This window comes from Rossellomorea aquimaris (assembly GCF_008180865.1).
Classification (GTDB): domain Bacteria; phylum Bacillota; class Bacilli; order Bacillales; family Bacillaceae_B; genus Rossellomorea; species Rossellomorea yichunensis.
The window spans coordinates 966971-984199 of record NZ_VTEX01000001.1 but is presented as its reverse complement, the minus strand read 5'-3'; the positions used below and the strand labels follow the sequence as shown (position 1 = coordinate 984199).

The 17229-nt window shown below is 39.8% G+C and carries 13 protein-coding genes; 8 read left to right on the top strand and 5 right to left on the bottom strand.

The window, feature by feature from the left end; genetic code table 11:
* Positions 1 to 136 precede the first annotated feature (136 nt).
* Positions 137 to 1096: a nucleoside hydrolase gene (locus FZC88_RS04825; RefSeq protein ID WP_148993852.1), complete on the top strand. Its 960-nt coding sequence runs from the start codon at positions 137 to 139 to the stop codon at positions 1094 to 1096.
* A 117-nt stretch (positions 1097 to 1213) separates the two neighbouring features.
* Here FZC88_RS04825 and FZC88_RS24640 read toward each other — a convergent pair whose 3' ends face one another.
* Positions 1214 to 5281, bottom strand: coding sequence for a S8 family serine peptidase (locus FZC88_RS24640; protein WP_148993851.1), 4068 nt, complete (start codon positions 5279 to 5281; stop codon positions 1214 to 1216).
* Between the two features lie 250 nt (positions 5282 to 5531).
* Between FZC88_RS24640 and FZC88_RS04815 the strand changes: the two genes are divergently transcribed.
* On the top strand, positions 5532 to 6776 hold the full coding sequence (locus FZC88_RS04815) for a helix-turn-helix domain-containing protein (RefSeq protein WP_187443503.1): 1245 nt from the start codon (positions 5532 to 5534) through the stop codon (positions 6774 to 6776).
* 88 nt (positions 6777 to 6864) lie between these two features.
* Here the strand turns inward: FZC88_RS04815 and FZC88_RS23840 are convergent, their stop codons facing one another.
* Positions 6865 to 7014 carry a hypothetical protein gene (locus FZC88_RS23840; protein ID WP_187443502.1) on the bottom strand — a complete coding sequence of 50 codons (150 nt, stop codon included), beginning with the start codon at positions 7012 to 7014 and terminating at the stop codon, positions 6865 to 6867.
* A 79-nt stretch (positions 7015 to 7093) separates the two neighbouring features.
* Entirely contained in the window at positions 7094 to 7645 is a 552-nt protein-coding gene (locus FZC88_RS04810) for a 2'-5' RNA ligase family protein (RefSeq protein ID WP_148993849.1), read from the bottom strand.
* A gap of 265 nt (positions 7646 to 7910) precedes the next feature.
* Between FZC88_RS04810 and guaC the strand changes: the two genes are divergently transcribed.
* The 4 genes from guaC to FZC88_RS04790 all read left to right on the top strand — a co-directional run bounded on the left by guaC (position 7911) and on the right by FZC88_RS04790 (position 10031).
* Positions 7911 to 8894 (top strand): GMP reductase, encoded by a 984-nt coding sequence (gene guaC, locus FZC88_RS04805; protein WP_148993848.1) that lies wholly within the window; start codon positions 7911 to 7913, stop codon positions 8892 to 8894.
* 231 nt (positions 8895 to 9125) lie between these two features.
* Positions 9126 to 9458 carry a hypothetical protein gene (locus FZC88_RS04800; protein WP_148969049.1) on the top strand — a complete coding sequence of 111 codons (333 nt, stop codon included), beginning with the start codon at positions 9126 to 9128 and terminating at the stop codon, positions 9456 to 9458.
* A 131-nt stretch (positions 9459 to 9589) separates the two neighbouring features.
* Entirely contained in the window at positions 9590 to 9784 is a 195-nt protein-coding gene (locus FZC88_RS04795; protein WP_148969050.1) for a hypothetical protein, read from the top strand.
* A 55-nt stretch (positions 9785 to 9839) separates the two neighbouring features.
* Positions 9840 to 10031: a twin-arginine translocase TatA/TatE family subunit gene (locus FZC88_RS04790; RefSeq protein ID WP_148969051.1), complete on the top strand. Its 192-nt coding sequence runs from the start codon at positions 9840 to 9842 to the stop codon at positions 10029 to 10031.
* 132 nt (positions 10032 to 10163) lie between these two features.
* Here the strand turns inward: FZC88_RS04790 and FZC88_RS04785 are convergent, their stop codons facing one another.
* Entirely contained in the window at positions 10164 to 13241 is a 3078-nt protein-coding gene (locus FZC88_RS04785) for a GNAT family N-acetyltransferase (RefSeq protein WP_148993847.1), read from the bottom strand.
* A 277-nt stretch (positions 13242 to 13518) separates the two neighbouring features.
* Between FZC88_RS04785 and FZC88_RS04780 the strand changes: the two genes are divergently transcribed.
* Both FZC88_RS04780 and FZC88_RS04775 read left to right on the top strand, forming a co-directional pair.
* Positions 13519 to 13857: a DUF3889 domain-containing protein gene (locus tag FZC88_RS04780; protein WP_148969053.1), complete on the top strand. Its 339-nt coding sequence runs from the start codon at positions 13519 to 13521 to the stop codon at positions 13855 to 13857.
* A gap of 151 nt (positions 13858 to 14008) precedes the next feature.
* Positions 14009 to 14656, top strand: a complete 648-nt coding sequence (locus tag FZC88_RS04775; protein WP_148993846.1) for a cupin domain-containing protein — start codon at positions 14009 to 14011, stop codon at positions 14654 to 14656.
* A 110-nt stretch (positions 14657 to 14766) separates the two neighbouring features.
* On the opposite strand, the gene FZC88_RS04770 is transcribed toward FZC88_RS04775, so the two are convergent.
* The gene (locus FZC88_RS04770) at positions 14767 to 17184 is read right to left on the bottom strand and encodes a heavy metal translocating P-type ATPase (RefSeq protein ID WP_148993845.1); all 2418 of its coding nucleotides are present in this window, start codon (positions 17182 to 17184) and stop codon (positions 14767 to 14769) included.
* Between the last annotated feature and the right edge of the window lie 45 nt (positions 17185 to 17229).

Sequence of the window (17229 nt, the reverse complement as noted above, 5' to 3'; positions counted from 1 at the left end):
AGTTTACCATTGACGTTAACGTAAAGTTCAACCTGTATGGTGAAATTTTTTGGTTCTTTAGAAGGGGTACCCCAATACATAATCTGAATACTGTTTTCCATATACTAGTATTAAATGTTGCCGAGGTGGTGGATGAATCATGCAGAAGGTATTGTTATTTGCAGATATAGGAATCGACGATACCATTGCCTTGATCTATTCTTATCTGAGTGAAGAGATTGAATTGGTCGGGGTTGTTGCTGATTATGGAAATGTCCCAAGAGCCCGTGCTGTGGCAAGTGTTCACTACCTTATGAAACAGTTGAACCTTATCGATCAGATTCCGATTATTGGCGGAGCAGAGGTTCCGATGACTGCAGAACAGCCTAAATTCTATCCTGAAATACATGGAGAATATGGACTTGGACCAATTAAGCCTGGTCTTTATGAAGGAATTATTGAAAATTTCTTTGAGATTATCAGATTGATAGAGAAATATGGAGATGAATTGATCATTGTAAATGTCGGAAGGTTGACATCCCTTGCGAATATGTTCATCTTATACCAGACTCTTATGAACAAAGTAAAGAAGATCTACCTTATGGGCGGAGCGTTCTGGGTACCCGGCAATGTAACGGCGGTATCTGAAGCAAACTTTCATTCCGATCCGATTGCAGTTAAGATTGTTTTGACATATGCGAATAATCTTACCATCATCCCTTTAAACGTAACTGACCATGCGATTGTAACTCCTGAAATGGTTGATTACATCGAGTATAAAGGTCGATCGAAGCTTGTTAAGCCTCTGTTGGACTATTACTATGGTTTTTATAAGAAGAGAAATCCATTGATTAAAGGAAGCCCGGTACATGATGCTATCACCCTCATGTCAGCAGTCAATGATGACATGTTCACGTTTCGAAACCTACCCGTTCATGTAGTGACTTCCAGCACTGGCATCCACCGGGGACAAAGCATTGCTGATATCAGACCGTATATTCAGTTTGAAGAAACAGCCAAAAAGCATCGGATTGCCTTTTCGTTCGAGTATGAGATGTTTTTCGCGCGATTTATGAATGTGATGACAGGGGAATCATTTGAGAAAAATAAGGAATGATCTCTTCAGAAAGAGGTCATTCCTTATAGGATTTTATCAGGTGTTTACTTCAGGAAGTGCATATGATAACTTCTTCATTTCATACACCCCCTACCAACTTACACTAGGGTAAATGGATTAAAGTCCTAATTCTTTTTTTATGGATTCCAACGTCTTTCCACCCCAGGAATCGGCAGGTGCTGGTGGATTCGTTGCGTCTTCGTTTCGCTGCAAATAGTTCTTCTCAACAAAGCTCAAGTCTTTTTCATTTACGACTGTGTCAAAATTGATATCAGCCGCACGGTTATCAGTCCCCCACGCCTCCTGGATTGCGATCGCATCTAGGATATCGATTACATGGTCCTGGTTTACGTCTCCTCCTACTAAGCTAATGTGGGTAGTTTCTGATTCTCCGTATAATGTCCCTTTGTATTCGAAGCCAAATGATTCTTCATGTGTTGTCATAAAATGTCCAGGAACACTTACTTCAAATGTATAGTCATCTTTACTTAACGGTAGTGGCTCAATTTCAAAACGAGAAGTACCATTAAGCAAGTTGGTAGCATCAAGATCATACCCAGAAGGATTTGTCACCTTAATTGAAGCCCCTACTTTCTCCCAATCTCTGTATTCAGTAAAACCTCCACCCTCAGCAAGATACCCTTCTGGCGCCAAGTTTCCTTGAACGCGGTTAAATGTAGGTTTTAGATTGTAACGATTTCCGGCACTGAGCAAGATCTGCTCTTCATCGTTTGCATTGATGATAATAGCTGTAGGTTTGATGTAACCAATCGGGTAGAATAGTTCGTCTTGTACTCTTACTTTTACATCCACTACTTCTGTTCGGTCAAATGCTTTATTTTCGTCGAATTTCACTCTTACTTGATTTCCTTCCACTTCAATGGATGCATAATCACTAACTTCATTTGTCAATGCAGCTTCAACAAGGTATACATGTTGTATTCCTGGATTATCAAACGACCAGGTTGCTTCTTTCACTCCGTCAAGATTATCCAATACGAGTGAAGCGTTTAAGATATCTCCTGATCTTGCAGTTTCTACATCGTGTTTTGTATACGAAACAGGAGTCCCTTCTTTCACGAAGAAGTATTCCTTCCATTTCGCCTGGTTTCCTGCTTTATCATAACCAATAAGGTTGAATGAAAGAGATTTTGAGTATTCATTCATCTCTACTTCTTCCACCCATTTCCCCTTTTCGTCCATATAGATAGGCCCGTTTGGTAAAGGGAATCCATAGGTATAGACCGCAAAGTTGGACGATTGGTCAATGTCCACTCCTGCTTCTTGCATGGCTTCGACGTTTGAATCCGTCACTTCCATTTCGAATGGCACTGTCTTTTGTCCAGGCTTGTATTCAATGAAAGGAGATTCACTGTCGAGTGAACTTTTTACTTCGGGAGCTTCAATATCAATGAACAAATCATGCATAATGGTTTTCTGTTTTCCGCTTGGTAAGGTTGAGACGAATTTCAGTTTGTAATGACCTGGTTGGGCAATACTCGTTTCAGATGCTACGGGATCCTTTTTATTATCGGTGAACTTATAGTATTCACCGGTAAAGGCTTGTAAGAAATAATCACGGTTGTCTTCTGCTCCGTTCATATCAAGTGTTCCCACTAAGCCCAGGTCCTCTCCGGATTTACCATCTTGCAGGATGACATCCATCGTGTCTACTGGCGAGCTTAAATTGAATAACACCATTGCCGTCGTCGTTCTGAATCCATCAAAAGCATGATTATAATGTGAAGGCGTAATTGCTGGTGTAAGTAAATCCAGTGAGTTGAATCCTTCCTCTGATTTCTTCACGCTGAAAGGAACCCGGTAGCTTTCACTAGAATCATTGCTGTTGGAAATGACTAAGTATCCTTCATAAATGCCTTTTTTTGCTGTCTTGGGCATTGTTAGGAATACATTTGATTTCTTTGACTTCCCGGCATTGACCTTAATTGATTTGTCAATATTCACCTGTACGCCGTTTTCCTTCAGACTATTGGTTCCTTCTTGAACATTTTCTACAATCTCTATGTTGTATGTTTTTTTCTTACTACTGTCGTTCGAAAATTCGAGTGTCTTTTTTACCCGAATGTGGGAACCTTCTGATACGATCTGATTATCAAAGCTTAAGCCCCCGGTTTGTTCCTTGATTGTAATCAGGTCTTCTCCGTTAGGAAGCAATGTTTCATCATTTACTTGTATCTTCGTTTGACTGTGAAGTGCTTGATAAGGATCGATTCTACCTGCTCCGACTTCAAATACACTGTAATCTTCGTTTAATGGATCAGCGGAATTCATAAGGATTGTTTTGATATCTGACGGTTCAAGGTCAGAATTCTCTCCCAGAAGTAACGCAGCCACACCAGCGGCAAAAGGAGACGCCATTGAAGTTCCATTCAATCTTGCATAAGCATATTTATAGTCTTCCGGATTTTCTGGATTCACCATATAGGAAGGGAAGGTGGATAGAACACTTACGCCTGGTGCGACGATTTCCGGTTTCATATCATAGTTTTTATTAACTGGGCCTCTTGAGCTGAAATCTGCCAACTTGTCCCCTTCTGAGAAAGATTCTTCTAAGTTGCTAAATGTGAAAGTGTTTTCTCCATTCGCAATTGCTTCTTTCAACTCTTCCCCGGCTTTCTTGGTCATGGAGAAAGCAGGAATAAAGTGAGTAGATTCGCCTAGATTATAACCAACGTGACCTTCCACATTGTTGTACATGATGACCGCTTCAGCCCCATTTTCTTTGGCAAACCTAACTTTGTCAATTAAAGCAAAATCGCCACGTTGTACGAAAGCAATCTTTCCTTCGACATCTATATTTTCATAGTCTTTCATATTACCCATGCCTACATCCACTAATTCAAGGGACTTATCATCTAAGCTGGCAAATTGGTGAGCAAATCCTCTTGCCATGCTGATGACTTCCGTGGACCATCCACCTGGTAGTTCTCCTGTAAAAGTGGTTTGTGAAACCGGTACATCACTTGCCCCAACGGTTAATGCCAGTGCTGCTGTACCAGGTGATCCAAGAGTGAAATCATTAGATCCTGAATTTCCGGCTGATACGACAGCGGTTACCCCATTAAGTACAGCATAATTTAACGCTGTGCTTGTTGGATAATAAGGATCGTTAATACTGGCGCCAAGTGATAGATTGATAACATCCATTTCATCTACTACAGATTTTTCAATCCCTGCTATGACCCCTTCAGAGGACCCACTTCCGTATGGACCAAGTACGCGATAAGCATATAGATCAGCATCAGGGGCTACTCCCTCAACTGATACTTCACTATCGTTCTTGTTCTGTCCGACAATGGTTCCTGATACATGTGTACCGTGTGAAGTGTAATAAGTAGAGCCTACTTGACTTAATTCCGGCTGACTGGAATCCTTCCAATCTTCATATGTTGCTTCCATTGGGTCATTGTCATTGTCAACAAAGTCATAACCGCCTTTATAAGCTTCCTTTAAATCTGGATGATGATAATCCACTCCCGTATCCAGGACACCGACTTTGATTCCTTCCCCTGTTATCCCTTCTTTATGTAATTCGTCAACTTTTAAATAAGGCAGGCTCTCTACCGATGTGGTGATGTTACGATCTATATCTGTCGGCAATGCCATTTTAACGGGATCAACCGTAAATGTTTGGTTTTTGTACACTGCTTTGACTGCTTTTGAGTGAAGGAGCTGTTCTACCTGATTGGCTGGTAGCTTTATAGCCACCCCATTATAGGCGGTTTTATATGTTTGTGTGATTTCTGGCAATGCTTTTTTTTCTTTTTTGTTTAGATTTGATAGGTGCTTTTCTACATCTTGTTTAAAGACTTTGTGTTCGTTGTCAACTTTCGCTTTAGCCTCTTCTTTCTTTAACTCTTTCCCCTCTACTGCAGCTTCTAACACGGCTACATCAGATGGTTTTGAGTGAAACTCAACAATGACTGTGATTTCTTCTTCAGAATTCAATTCGCTTTCATTGAAGCCTTGAAGACCTTTCAATTTGTTTAACTCCAACTGTTTCAAAGCAAGTCTTTGCTCTTCTGTTAAAGATGCTAATATTTCTTCTGCTTTCAGGTCCGTTGCCGTAACGGTGGGTGTGGACAAGGTATTGACCGGAGATAACAGTAAACCCGTGGAAATGGCGATCACTGCCGATCGTTTCGCGATTGAGTGTGGATTCATAATTCCTACCTCTTTCTTTTCTTAATTAACAAGTATTCTTAATAGTAGTACAACTATATTCTAGTATTCTTTCTGTTCAGTAGCTATCGGGGTTTTGATTAGGTCTTTTTGATTAGTTACAATCACATTATCAATTGACAAAGACCTATTTTCTGTCGGTAATTAATAGAAAAACTGCTAAATGGACAATTTTTAATTGGGGTTATGATAATATTGGATGAATTGGAACGATTGCAAAGGGGATGAGATCATGCTGGAAGGTAAAATTATCAAGTTCTATCGAGAACAACAAGAGATTAAACAAAAGGATTTGGGAGAAGGAATTTGTTCAACTACCCATATTAGTAAAATAGAACGAGGACTTACTGAGGTCTCAAAAGAAACAATCCACTTATTAAGTGAACGATTAGGAATTCATATGGAAAAGGAAATAGAGAATTATAAGAGTATCGATTCCCTTCTTAAAGAATGGCATGAATCAATCATTAAGAAACTGCAGAACAAGGCAGATTCCATAAAGAAAAAACTGGAAGGGTTTCATTTATTGCAGATTCAGGATTTTTATCGTACGTATACTCTGATTCTTTCTCGATATCATTTATTTTCCGGGGAAAATCAACTTGCGAAACGTCTTATTGAAGAAATGGAGATGTGGTCAGGACTTAGTCCATATGAGCAAAATATGTTGCTGCACATTAATGGAATTTATCACATGAGGGTAAACCACGATTACTTCAAAGCCATTTCAGTGCTTAAGAAGATTAGCCTGGACGACTATTCAAATCGTGAATGTTTTTATGATTTAGCTGTTGCCTACCATTCCATTCATTCAAATGTATTAGCCTATTTTTATGCGAATAAAGCCTTGCAATTCTTTGTAGAGATGCGCAGTTTCTCCCGGATGATCGAGTCAGAGATGCTGATGCTTCTCCAACTTGAACAGTCCGATGATTCCAATGTGGAAAGCAAAGAATACCAACGATTAATAGACATGGCAGAAGCTTACGAATTGGAGCACCAACGAGCACTTCTTCACCATAACTACGCCTATCACCAACTAAGAAGTGGAGAATTCAAGTCAGCAAGCGAACTCTACAAAAAGTCCGTCAACACCCGTCAACCCCAGGACCCAAACTACCTCGGTTCACTTGAAGGATACATAAATGCCCTTACCAAAGAGGGACGGACCTCGAAAGATGAGTTACTTCAAATTATAGAAGAAGGCTTGACTCTATCCAAAAAAACTGATAACAAAACGTTCTATCACTTCTTTACGTTACACCAATTGAATGTCAATGAAGACAAAAAAGGGTATTTTGAATACTTGGAAGATAAAGCCTATCCTCATTTTCAGGAAATGGGCTACGTTCTCCCAATGGAGCATTACGGCGTTTTGCTGTTTGATTATTATATGGAAAAAGGAGATGTGGGGAAAGCGAACGTGTATGCCAAAGGTCTGATGGAGAAGTTCCGGAAAAATAATCAATTTGTATAACCTCATCACAAAACGCAATGGAGCGATTTCCATTGCGTTTTGTGAGTTATATGAATCAGGAAGTTAAAGCAAGCATCTGTACTTTCTACTACCTGTCGTGATTCACTAATTTCTTAATATCGTCTCTCAGCTCCTGAATGGTTGCATCCATTTGTTTTTGCTGTTTTCCCATTGCGAAAATCTCCATGCTACATGCGATGAATAAAAGGAATAAAATAATATTGATTAGTTCCATCATTGGTATACCCCCTTGAAGAGTCGTTCTTCGCTAGGATACCATAATCAACCAAGAATCGTCACTGCAGAGATGTTGCATTTTACTCCAATAATGATTTTGAATAAACGATCGGAGCATCTATGCAATTCTTTGAATCATCGACTAATTCAATTAAAGCAATACCAGTTAACTTCGCTTCAATTAAGTCTCCTCTTTCTAAACAATGCTTAAAGCCCTGAGATAATTTTTCCGGTGAAAGCTTATTGGCTAAAGTGCAGTGTGGAATCCATTTGTCAGGAAGATAGAGTGGATTAGCTGATTCATTGAATTCGTGAAAAAAATCATGATGATCCGAATGAAAGTTTAGCATTTCTCTTGTGATGGTCGGGGAGAAAAATAGAGTTCCAAAGTTTAGAAATGAACCTACGGTGTTGAAAGTGATATCGATCGGTTTTTTATGTTCATAATACTCCTCTAATGCTTGTATGTATTTTTGCTTATCTAATTCTTCATAACTTCCTATCGTAATATGAGGACGCGCATCATTGATTTCTTCCTCATAGTAAGAAATATTTTTAACGGTAAGTTCCTTCCATATATCTTGTATCAACTCTTCAGTCTTTTCATCGAATAGAGCGATTACCCAGTACATAGCTTAACCACCTTTCCTATCATACGGATTGTTTCTAAGCTCTTCTTCCTTATACTGTAACATAGTCTCTCTTTCAGTGGTTCAAAAACACTTATTTGCAAACGCTTAAATACTTGTTGGATCAAGACTTTGTGCCAAAATTTAAAGCCTTTCCTCCTAAAATGATAAAAATCTTTGACATTGATAAGAAAATGATGTAAATTACCTTATGGACGAACATTTATAAAATATATAAACTTTAATATTCGTGTTTAGGGGTGTAATAATGGAAAATGTATTTGATTACGAAGATATTCAATTAATTCCTGCAAAATGTGTGGTTAACAGCCGTTCTGAATGTGATACGAGTGTGACCCTGGGTGGACATACATTTAAGTTACCTGTCGTACCTGCCAATATGCAGACCATTATTGATGAAAAAATCGCTGTATATTTAGCTGAAAATAATTATTTCTATATCATGCATCGCTTCGAGCCTGAAAAACGAATTTCTTTTATTAAAGATATGAAGTCCCGGAGTTTGATTTCTTCTATTTCTGTAGGTGTTAAGGATGAAGAGTATGCATTTGTAGAGCAGTTAGCAGAAGAGAAGCTGACGCCGGAATTTATAACAATCGATATTGCCCATGGTCATTCCAATGCGGTAATCAGCATGATTCAACATATTAAAAAACACGTACCTGAGAGCTTCGTGATTGCAGGGAACGTTGGTACTCCAGAAGCTGTAAGAGAATTGGAACATGCCGGTGCCGATGCTACAAAAGTGGGAATTGGACCAGGAAAAGTATGTATTACCAAAATCAAAACCGGTTTTGGAACAGGTGGCTGGCAACTTGCTGCTCTACGCTGGTGTGCAAAAGCCGCTACAAAACCAATCATCGCTGATGGTGGTATCCGTACCCACGGTGATATAGCAAAATCCATTCGTTTCGGTGCGTCCATGGTGATGATCGGTTCCCTATTTGCTGGGCATGAAGAGTCCCCGGGAGATACAATCGAAAAAGACGGCAAGCTCTTTAAAGAATACTTTGGATCAGCTTCAGAGTTCCAAAAAGGTGAAAAGAAAAATGTTGAAGGTAAAAAGATGTTTGTTGAACATAAAGGGTCACTGGAGCATACGTTGATCGAAATGGAACAAGACCTTCAATCTTCAATCTCTTATGCTGGTGGAACAAAGCTTGAAGCAATCCGAACAGTGGATTATGTAATAGTAAAGAATTCAATCTTTAATGGCGATAAAGTATATTAATAGTGAATGTTGAAAAGGTGGGCAATTGATGCTCACCTTTTTTTGATTGAAATAAACATTTCATTATGGATTAATATGAGAAACACCTTTTTAGGGGACGGACCTCAAAAAGGTATACTATCAAGCACCTACTCCCTTCCTCCTCGTTTAAAGGTCCGTCCCTCTTAACTTGTTATAGACACCGGGGGAAATTAAGCTATAATTAGTTTTAATATTATCTTGGGAGGTGAAGTGACTGTGATGAGATTGTTGTTATTGATGGTATTGAGCATGGTGTTAGGGACAGTTCCAGGTCAGCAACAGAATCAAAGCCCGGTATTCTTGAGTTTTGATAATGTGGATACTATTTCTGACCATGTGTTTTTAACCGATGCAGATATGATTATCAACGTGGCCTCTTCACTGGTTCAGAAACAAGATGGTATGACTTCTAATAAAAAATCCATTCTTCCAACATTACACTTCAAATTAATCCCTTTAGCTGGATGTCTATTTAGCACTGAGATTTTTCCAGACTCATTGGGCTTTCTTGAAGTAGTCATGTCCCATTCAAATTACCTCTGATTCCTTTCATTCTAAAATTACATGTGATCTCGTAACCCCTTTTTTCTCTTTGCAGTTAAGAGTTTTTTTGCAGTGCCTATTTAAATTAAACATTGGTCCTTGAAAATTAAATTAAACTGAGGTGCATTCATATGAGAAATTATGAATATCGTAAGGAATCTATTGCTTGTTATGTCTTCTGTTCTCTTTTCCTACTTAGCTTTGTTGGAACGATACTGGTATCTGGAGAAATGAGTGGAAATAGCATCATCTCATCCGTCCCTCGATTCTCATGGGATATGATGATTAAGTGGAGAGAAATTGTTGAGATATTCGACTTAAAGTAAGTTAAAGCAAAGTTTCGTATTGAAACTACTTTATTAATAAAGCGAGGAAATAAAAATGAATCTGGGTTTCGGTGAAATAGCGATTATCTTGTTCGTAGCATTACTATTCTTTGGACCAAGCAAACTTCCAGAGCTCGGAAAAGCTGCCGGTGTTTCTTTAAGAGAATTTAAACAGGCGGTCAGTGGATTGATGGAGGATGAGGATACAGACCATGATGGTGAAAAGAATATAAATAAAAATCAATAGTACTGCTTAACTGTGAGGGACGGACCTCCAACAAACTGAAAATCTGATAATCTGGCAATTTGGAACATTTGGAGGTCCGTCCCTCTCCAATTAAAAACACGAACCTACGGCAGGGGTAGGTTCGTGGAGTTTTTAGGTGAATCGAATGTTTTGTAGTGGTTTGATTGCTTGTGCAGATTGAGTTTCACCGTAGAATAGGATAGTTGGTTCGATTACGTTGGTTTCCCCCATTGCTGCAGACCATTCGTTTGTTGATGCTACTAGAAGAACATCTTGATTTAAGTATGCTTCTGACCGTTTTCTGGTGCTTGGGTGAACAAATGTCACAGATTCTTGGTGATCATCCGATCCAACCGTAATAAATGGTGTATCTCTCAATACGAATTCCTCGACGCCTGCATAGTATTTATGAACCATCCCTTGTGTCGGAAGTTTAACGAAACTGGATGTTAATGTTTTTCCAGTCATGAAGAAAGCCTCTAAATCCAGCAACTCCTTCATATACGTTCTTCCTGAATCCTGCTGAATCTCTGCGTATACAGCCAGGACCGGCACTTCTGGAAGTGTTAAAGCATATTGACGAAGAACAATACCCTTCATCTTTTCATGCTCCTTGAATTCTGTCGTTAAACAAATTCCTGCCCACTGATGGCCTTGTTGATCCAACTTTGTTACAGATCCGATTGCAGTATTCTCTTTCAACATTGAATAGGAACTAACGGATTGGAAAGAGTATCTGATACCTCCACCCCAAGGATTCCACCACGCCCGTGGACCCGGGTTTGGATATAGATGATCCAACGATTCCTTACCGTCAATCGATAAGGAATAGATACCAGGATAATAAGCAGATGATGCTTTAAATGAAATGACGCCATTATCTACAGACCAAACATCTTCGTTCCTCTCAACCCTTACTTCCCTCTTCCCCTTAACAAGTTGGATTACTTCTACTTTTCCGAAGTGACTTTTGGATTCGAATTGCCCATCTAACCATTTTACGCCTGGTGATGAATGCTCTAGTTCAAGATTCAGATGGGTGACTGATTCAGCTTTATCCACTTCTTTCGTGAATGTTTCATTATCTGATTTAACGGTTAATTTACCATGAATGTAGGGAGTCAACATGGATCGGAATGAATAATTTTCCCTTTTACCAACATAAGAAACAATATCTCCATGTGTTTTACCTAAAGCATACAGGGGCAGCTCTTTCAACTCCCTTTCATCACCCACCACCAACTCCCGCCACTTAGACCAGTGGTTGGAAGTATTGATCCCGACCTGGATGGGACCTAAACACTTTTCTTCCTGGGATTGTATCAGGTCGATTTCATATTCAAGGGCCATTCGCCAATCATCTTTTCTTCCAAGAGCTTCTTCTGGCCATGCAAGTCCGATAGTATCTCCAATCGAAGAGCATGTGAAAATCCAACGTTCAGCCATTTCTTTATCATTAATATACTCCATAAAAGGAACCAAGGACTCATTCCCGATTAAGACTCCATCCCTTTGTGGGATAGCCATTCCTTCGAAGTTTATAAAAACGGGCTGAATTAGGGAAAGATGCTTCCTGTCTTTTTCTCCGGCATTCACTACTTCATGTTTGATTTCTACTAATCCATCACCGTAAATTTTAAAATAGGTGTTCAGAAGCATGGAGGAAAATGCATCCGACTTTAGTGTTGTTTTCATCACGAAAGCTTCAGGAAGCTCGATAAATTCTACAAAAGAGGCTTCTTTCTTAGAAAACTCTTCACTATATGGTTTTCCGAATTTTGGTGTGAAGAATGTTATCGGATCTTGGGTTGCATTCAAAGAGCCTACTTTGACGATATGGTTTCGTTTTTCAATCTCTACGTAATGCGGACCGTTAAACCCGATCCAATTCTCTTCTGTCTCGCCACCAAATTTTGCCCCAAAACCCGGTAGAGCCAATGAAAGACGAGTGGAAAAAGTAGTCGCCTCCCCGTTTATTCGTTCAGCAGAAACATTCACCTCTACTGACAAAAAGCCATTTTTCAGTAGCTGGATCGGAAGTGGAATCGAAACTCTCTTTTTCCCTTCGATTTTCACCATCACTTCTGAAGTTTCCCACTTTACTACCTTATTTACAGGCAGTTTAATCGTCCAGGTAGTTTCTTCTTCTAATTGGCTTTCCAAATCAAGATAGAGCATTCCTTTACCCTGGGATTTCCAATACTTTTTTACCGATCTTAAATGAAGATTCCCAGCTTGTTTAGGGAAGACCCCTAGTGCTAACGGGATTGATTGACCATCCACATCCACTGTCACCCCGACAGTCGGGTGCTTTTTCCAAGGACTTGGCTGACTACATGGCATGGCGACACTGACAGTGGATTCTCCAATCCAGCTCTTACCCACTAATGCGGTCTCATGGAATTCATGCTTTACAAGAGAAGTTGATACTCCTCTTAGGGAGATTTCAACCGGATTCTCTTTGCGATTTTCTACATGATAAGTCACATTGTGTTCTTTTTTCTCGAGTATCTTAAAGTCAGGCAGCCTCATTTCCACTAAAAAATCCTTCGTTTCAATTAAGCGAATGCCTCTTCCCGTCCGTTCAAATTGAATTCGAACGAACTCATTTCCTGCTTCCCATTTGTATTCATAATAAGTATGATCACGATCTTTCAGGCCATCGGGTTTGATTTCAATTAAACGCTGACTCGTTGTATACCAATCATGCTTCTCAAAAAACGGCTTCAGACAGTCAATTTGGAGTACCATCGGAATAAAATTCATCAGGTGAACGGTGTCATCGCGCTCTTCCCAGAAAAATCCGCATTTCTTGTATAGAGGGACGGCTTTTGTATTACCCGCCCAGGTAAATAAATCCAGTCTCGGCCATTTTAATTCCACAGTCTTTTCTAGTGCTTTCAGTACGAGCTGTTTGCCGAGCTTTAAGCCCTGATACTTGGGGTGCACGTTCAAAAGAGGAATGTATAAGGCACCTTCGTCCTCGCGATATTCAGACAACCCGCAGTAGCCTGCCACTTCATCTCCCACCATTGCCAAAAACAGATGGAGGTTTGTGGAGTTAGCTTCCTTGTCTTTTACGTCTTGTTCTGTTGTAATAACAGAATCTCCACCCCAATTTTCCCGGCTTTCATTCCACATTTTCGCTATTCCTTTTGCTAATCCTTCATGATATTCTACGATTTTCACTTGCTCCAAAGTAGTCTTCATAATGTCCTCCTACGCTAGGTTTTAATATATAGAACCTCATCCTCATTTATTTTTTGAATTGCATCGACGATTGTCATCATCGTCATCGCCTCCTTTCATATTGTTGGTAATATTTTCTTCCCACACCCACAGTTTAAGATTTTATGAGTAGTAAGTAAAGAATATTCTAACAAGAAAAAAAGATTTCATTTAATTATGTAATTGTAAGAGAAATGGAAAATGTAGAATATTTTCAGGTGGACTGGACAAACCTACAAGATAAAAAGAGGTTATGATAATGAAAATTAAACGACTTATTCCAATGATTCTCTTCACGCTTTTTCTCGCCAATACGACCATCGTTGAGTTCAATCCGGTGGTGCTCGCTCAACAAGAAATACCTTCTTATGCTAAATGGGGAAGTCTGGCTGTGAAAAAGACGCAAGAGAAATATCCTGATGCAGCGATCGTTGACTATCTCCATATCGGTAAAGAAAACGGATCGAAGGTATCGACTGAGAAATTTAAGCTATGGTTAAAACGCGGCGGGAAAGAATTTGGTGTATTTGTGGACATTCAGTTTGAAACGGATACTGAAAAGATGATTGATATTAAATTCACGGAAACGGATCGATAATTGAGGTTCTCTATTTTTCAAAGACCACATCTCTTAGAAAGCATATCTAAGACGTACCTTTGCGTATATATGCATTCACCCATTCCCCCGATCAATCATATAAACATTATAGGTTGAATTATTTGGTTATTTACCAAAAGGGGGAAATGAAATGGGGAAATCAGGTTATGTACCTGATAATACTAATATTAAGAAGACCAGTGGTACACCCAACCTCTTCTTTGATTCGAAAAAGAATGTATTCTTTGAGAGAAACCCAGATAATATCGCCTATGAAGTGACTTCCACTCAATTGCCGGCTATGGTAGGAGGTGCATTCGTAGATCTGTACCTATCAAAGGGTCATGTACGCGAACCTCACTGGCATCCGAATGCATGGGAATTGGATGTTGTCGTTTCTGGTGAAGCCGTCATATCAATCATTGATCCCGATACAAATAAGCTTCATAAGTACAGTACTAAAGCGGGGCAGGTTGTGTTTATTCCTATGGCATGGTGGCACTGGATCACGCCGGTATCAGATAACGCACACCTGCATCTATTTTTTAATAATGATCAATTTGAAACGGCCGAGGGATCGGATACGTTGCGCTTAACCCCACCGGAGGTATTCGAGCTATCCTATGGCATCAACGCTGAAATTATCGCCGAGGCTTTGTCACCAATAAAGGGTTCGGTTGTCATTGGTCCCCCGAATAAAGATCGAAATAGGATTGGGTCCCCCATAAAGATGCTGAAGGAGTCTAGGAATGATGGACACATATTGATCAATATTAATAATAAATCCATTCATTTATAGAATCGTCAATAGGTGTGGATAATCCATGCCGTTTGAATTGTTGAATAGAGACAAGTTTATAGAATTTAAAAAAGATCAAAGGTCATGTCACCTTTGATCTTTTTTAAATTTTAAAGCTTCACTCTCTGCAAACGCAGGGCATTCAACACAACGGACACAGAACTAAATGCCATTGCAGCTCCGGCAAGCCATGGCGCTAAGAATCCCATTGCGGCAATGGGGATGCCTAGTGAGTTATAGGCTAGAGCCCAGAATAAGTTTTGTTTAATATTACGAATGGTTTTCTTACTCATGAAGATAGCATCGGCGATACTGTTCAAGTCATCACGGATAAGTGTAATATCGGCAGCCTCCATGGCAACGTCTGTACCTGTCCCGATCGCCATTCCGATATCCGCCATGGCAAGTGCAGGAGCATCATTAATTCCATCCCCGACCATCGCGACTTTCTTTCCTTCCTCCTGCAGTTTTTGAACTTCCTTTGCTTTTCCTTCAGGTAATACTTCCGCAATTACATGCTGAATGCCAGCTTCCTTCGCAATTGCTTCAGCGGTTCGCTGATTGTCACCAGTAATCATGATGACTTCTAACTCCTTATCCTTTAACCGTTGAATGGCTTCTTTCGAAGTATCTTTTATAGTGTCCGCTACAGCGACAAGGCCGGCATAGTTCCCATTAATAGCAACAAGCATAACCGTCTTCCCTTCTGTTTCAAGGGCTAGTTTGGTTTCTAACACGTAATCGATGTGAACACCTACTTGTTCCATCAATTTTGTGGTACCGATGACCACCTCTGTACCTTCTACCTTTGCTTTTACACCATACCCTGGTATAGCATCAAAATTTTCACTGCCTAATAAAGTAATTCCTTTTTCTTTAATCCCTTTAACAATTGAAACAGCAAGTGGATGCTCAGAAGACCGTTCCACCGCTCCAACCAAAGCAAGAAAATCCTCTTCATCAAAACCACTTTCCACTTTTACATCTGTTAATACCGGTTCACCATTTGTAACAGTACCCGTTTTGTCGAGTATAACGGTTGTAATTCCATAGGTCGATTCCAAATGTTCTCCGCCTTTAAAGAGAATCCCGAATTCAGCTGCACGTCCGGATCCTGCCATTATCGAAGTCGGAGTCGCTAATCCAAGGGCACATGGACAGGCAATCACAAGTACGGCAATCAGTTTTTCGAGTGCTTCGGCAAAATCACCTGGTTTAACCCAAATGTACCAGACAAGAAATGTAAGGACTGCAATTCCTACAACAATTGGGACAAATATTCCCGATATTGTATCCGCTAACCTTTGAATAGGAGCCTTGGAACCTTGAGCATCCTCCACCACTTTGATAATTTGTGCCAGAGCTGTATCCCTACCTACCTTTGTAGCTTTCATTTTAAGGAATCCGTTTTTATTCATTGTGGCACCGATTAATGTATCACCTATAGATTTATCCACCGGAACGCTTTCTCCTGTAATCATCGATTCATCAAGTGCTGAACGACCTTCGATGACTTCTCCATCTACAGGAACTTTTTCACCTGGTTTGATGTAGACAATATCTCCTGTGACAACGTCTTCTAAAGGAATTTCCACTTCATTCCCGTCTCTTTCCACCGTTGCTGTTTTAGCTTGAAGACCCATAAGCTTCTTTATGGCTTCAGAAGAACGACCTTTTGCCTTGGCTTCAAACAATTTTCCGAGAATAATGAGTGTGATTAAAATAGCACTGGTTTCAAAATATAGCTCAACCATATGCATTCCCGATCCAATCGACTGATAGGCAAGAAACACACTGTAAAAGTAAGCAGCCGATGTACCAAGTGCGACTAAAACATCCATATTGGCACTCTTATTTATTAATGCTTTATAAGCACCTACGTAAAACTGTTTCCCGATAATAAACTGTACAGGTGTTGCTAATGCCATTTGCACCCAAGGGTTCATTAAGATTTCAGGTAATGGAATGAACGATGTAAATTCAAAATGACTGACCATTGACCATAATAGGGGCAGAGATAATAATAGTGACCATATGAACTTACGTTTTTGCTTCTGAATCTCTTGATGTTTATGATCGGTTTGTTCTTCTTGATTTTCATCATTTTTCATTGTTGCACCGTAGCCGATTGAATCAACCTTTTTTATGATTTGATCTGTAGTGATAGTCCCAGGGGCATACTCAATGGTTGCTTTTTCCAAGGCCAAATTAACCGTTGCATGTTGTATACCATCTTGCTTATTCAATACTTTCTCGATTCTTGCAGAACAAGCAGCGCAGGTCATCCCGGTAATATCAAACTCGGTTTTTGCAAGTTGTATGTCATAACCTAAATCTTGAATTCTTTTTTGAAGATCACTTGGTTCCACTTCTTCTGGATTGTATTTTACCGCTGCTCTCTCCATCGCGAAGTTGACCGATGCGTTTTCCACACCTTCCATTTTATTTAAACCTTTTTCGATTCGATTCGCACAAGCAGCGCAAGTCATTCCTGTTATATCTAAATTGGTTTCTTTATGCTCAGCCATTTATCAACCCTCCATACCTATATGGGGTATACTTTTTTGTAAAAG

What these genes read in the sequence shown, in the direction of transcription:
- FZC88_RS24640 (WP_148993851.1), bottom strand. Translation starts at nt 5,281, where the DNA reads ATGAATCCACACTCAATCGCGAAACGATCGGCAGTGATCGCCATTTCC.
- FZC88_RS04815 (WP_187443503.1), top strand. Translation starts at nt 5,532, where the DNA reads ATGCTGGAAGGTAAAATTATCAAGTTCTATCGAGAACAACAAGAGATT.
- FZC88_RS23840 (WP_187443502.1), bottom strand. Translation starts at nt 7,014, where the DNA reads ATGATGGAACTAATCAATATTATTTTATTCCTTTTATTCATCGCATGT.
- FZC88_RS04810 (WP_148993849.1), bottom strand. Translation starts at nt 7,645, where the DNA reads ATGTACTGGGTAATCGCTCTATTCGATGAAAAGACTGAAGAGTTGATA.
- guaC (WP_148993848.1), top strand. Translation starts at nt 7,911, where the DNA reads ATGGAAAATGTATTTGATTACGAAGATATTCAATTAATTCCTGCAAAA.
- FZC88_RS04795 (WP_148969050.1), top strand. Translation starts at nt 9,590, where the DNA reads ATGAGAAATTATGAATATCGTAAGGAATCTATTGCTTGTTATGTCTTC.
- FZC88_RS04790 (WP_148969051.1), top strand. Translation starts at nt 9,840, where the DNA reads ATGAATCTGGGTTTCGGTGAAATAGCGATTATCTTGTTCGTAGCATTA.
- FZC88_RS04785 (WP_148993847.1), bottom strand. Translation starts at nt 13,241, where the DNA reads ATGAAGACTACTTTGGAGCAAGTGAAAATCGTAGAATATCATGAAGGA.
- FZC88_RS04780 (WP_148969053.1), top strand. Translation starts at nt 13,519, where the DNA reads ATGAAAATTAAACGACTTATTCCAATGATTCTCTTCACGCTTTTTCTC.
- FZC88_RS04775 (WP_148993846.1), top strand. Translation starts at nt 14,009, where the DNA reads ATGGGGAAATCAGGTTATGTACCTGATAATACTAATATTAAGAAGACC.
- FZC88_RS04770 (WP_148993845.1), bottom strand. Translation starts at nt 17,184, where the DNA reads ATGGCTGAGCATAAAGAAACCAATTTAGATATAACAGGAATGACTTGC.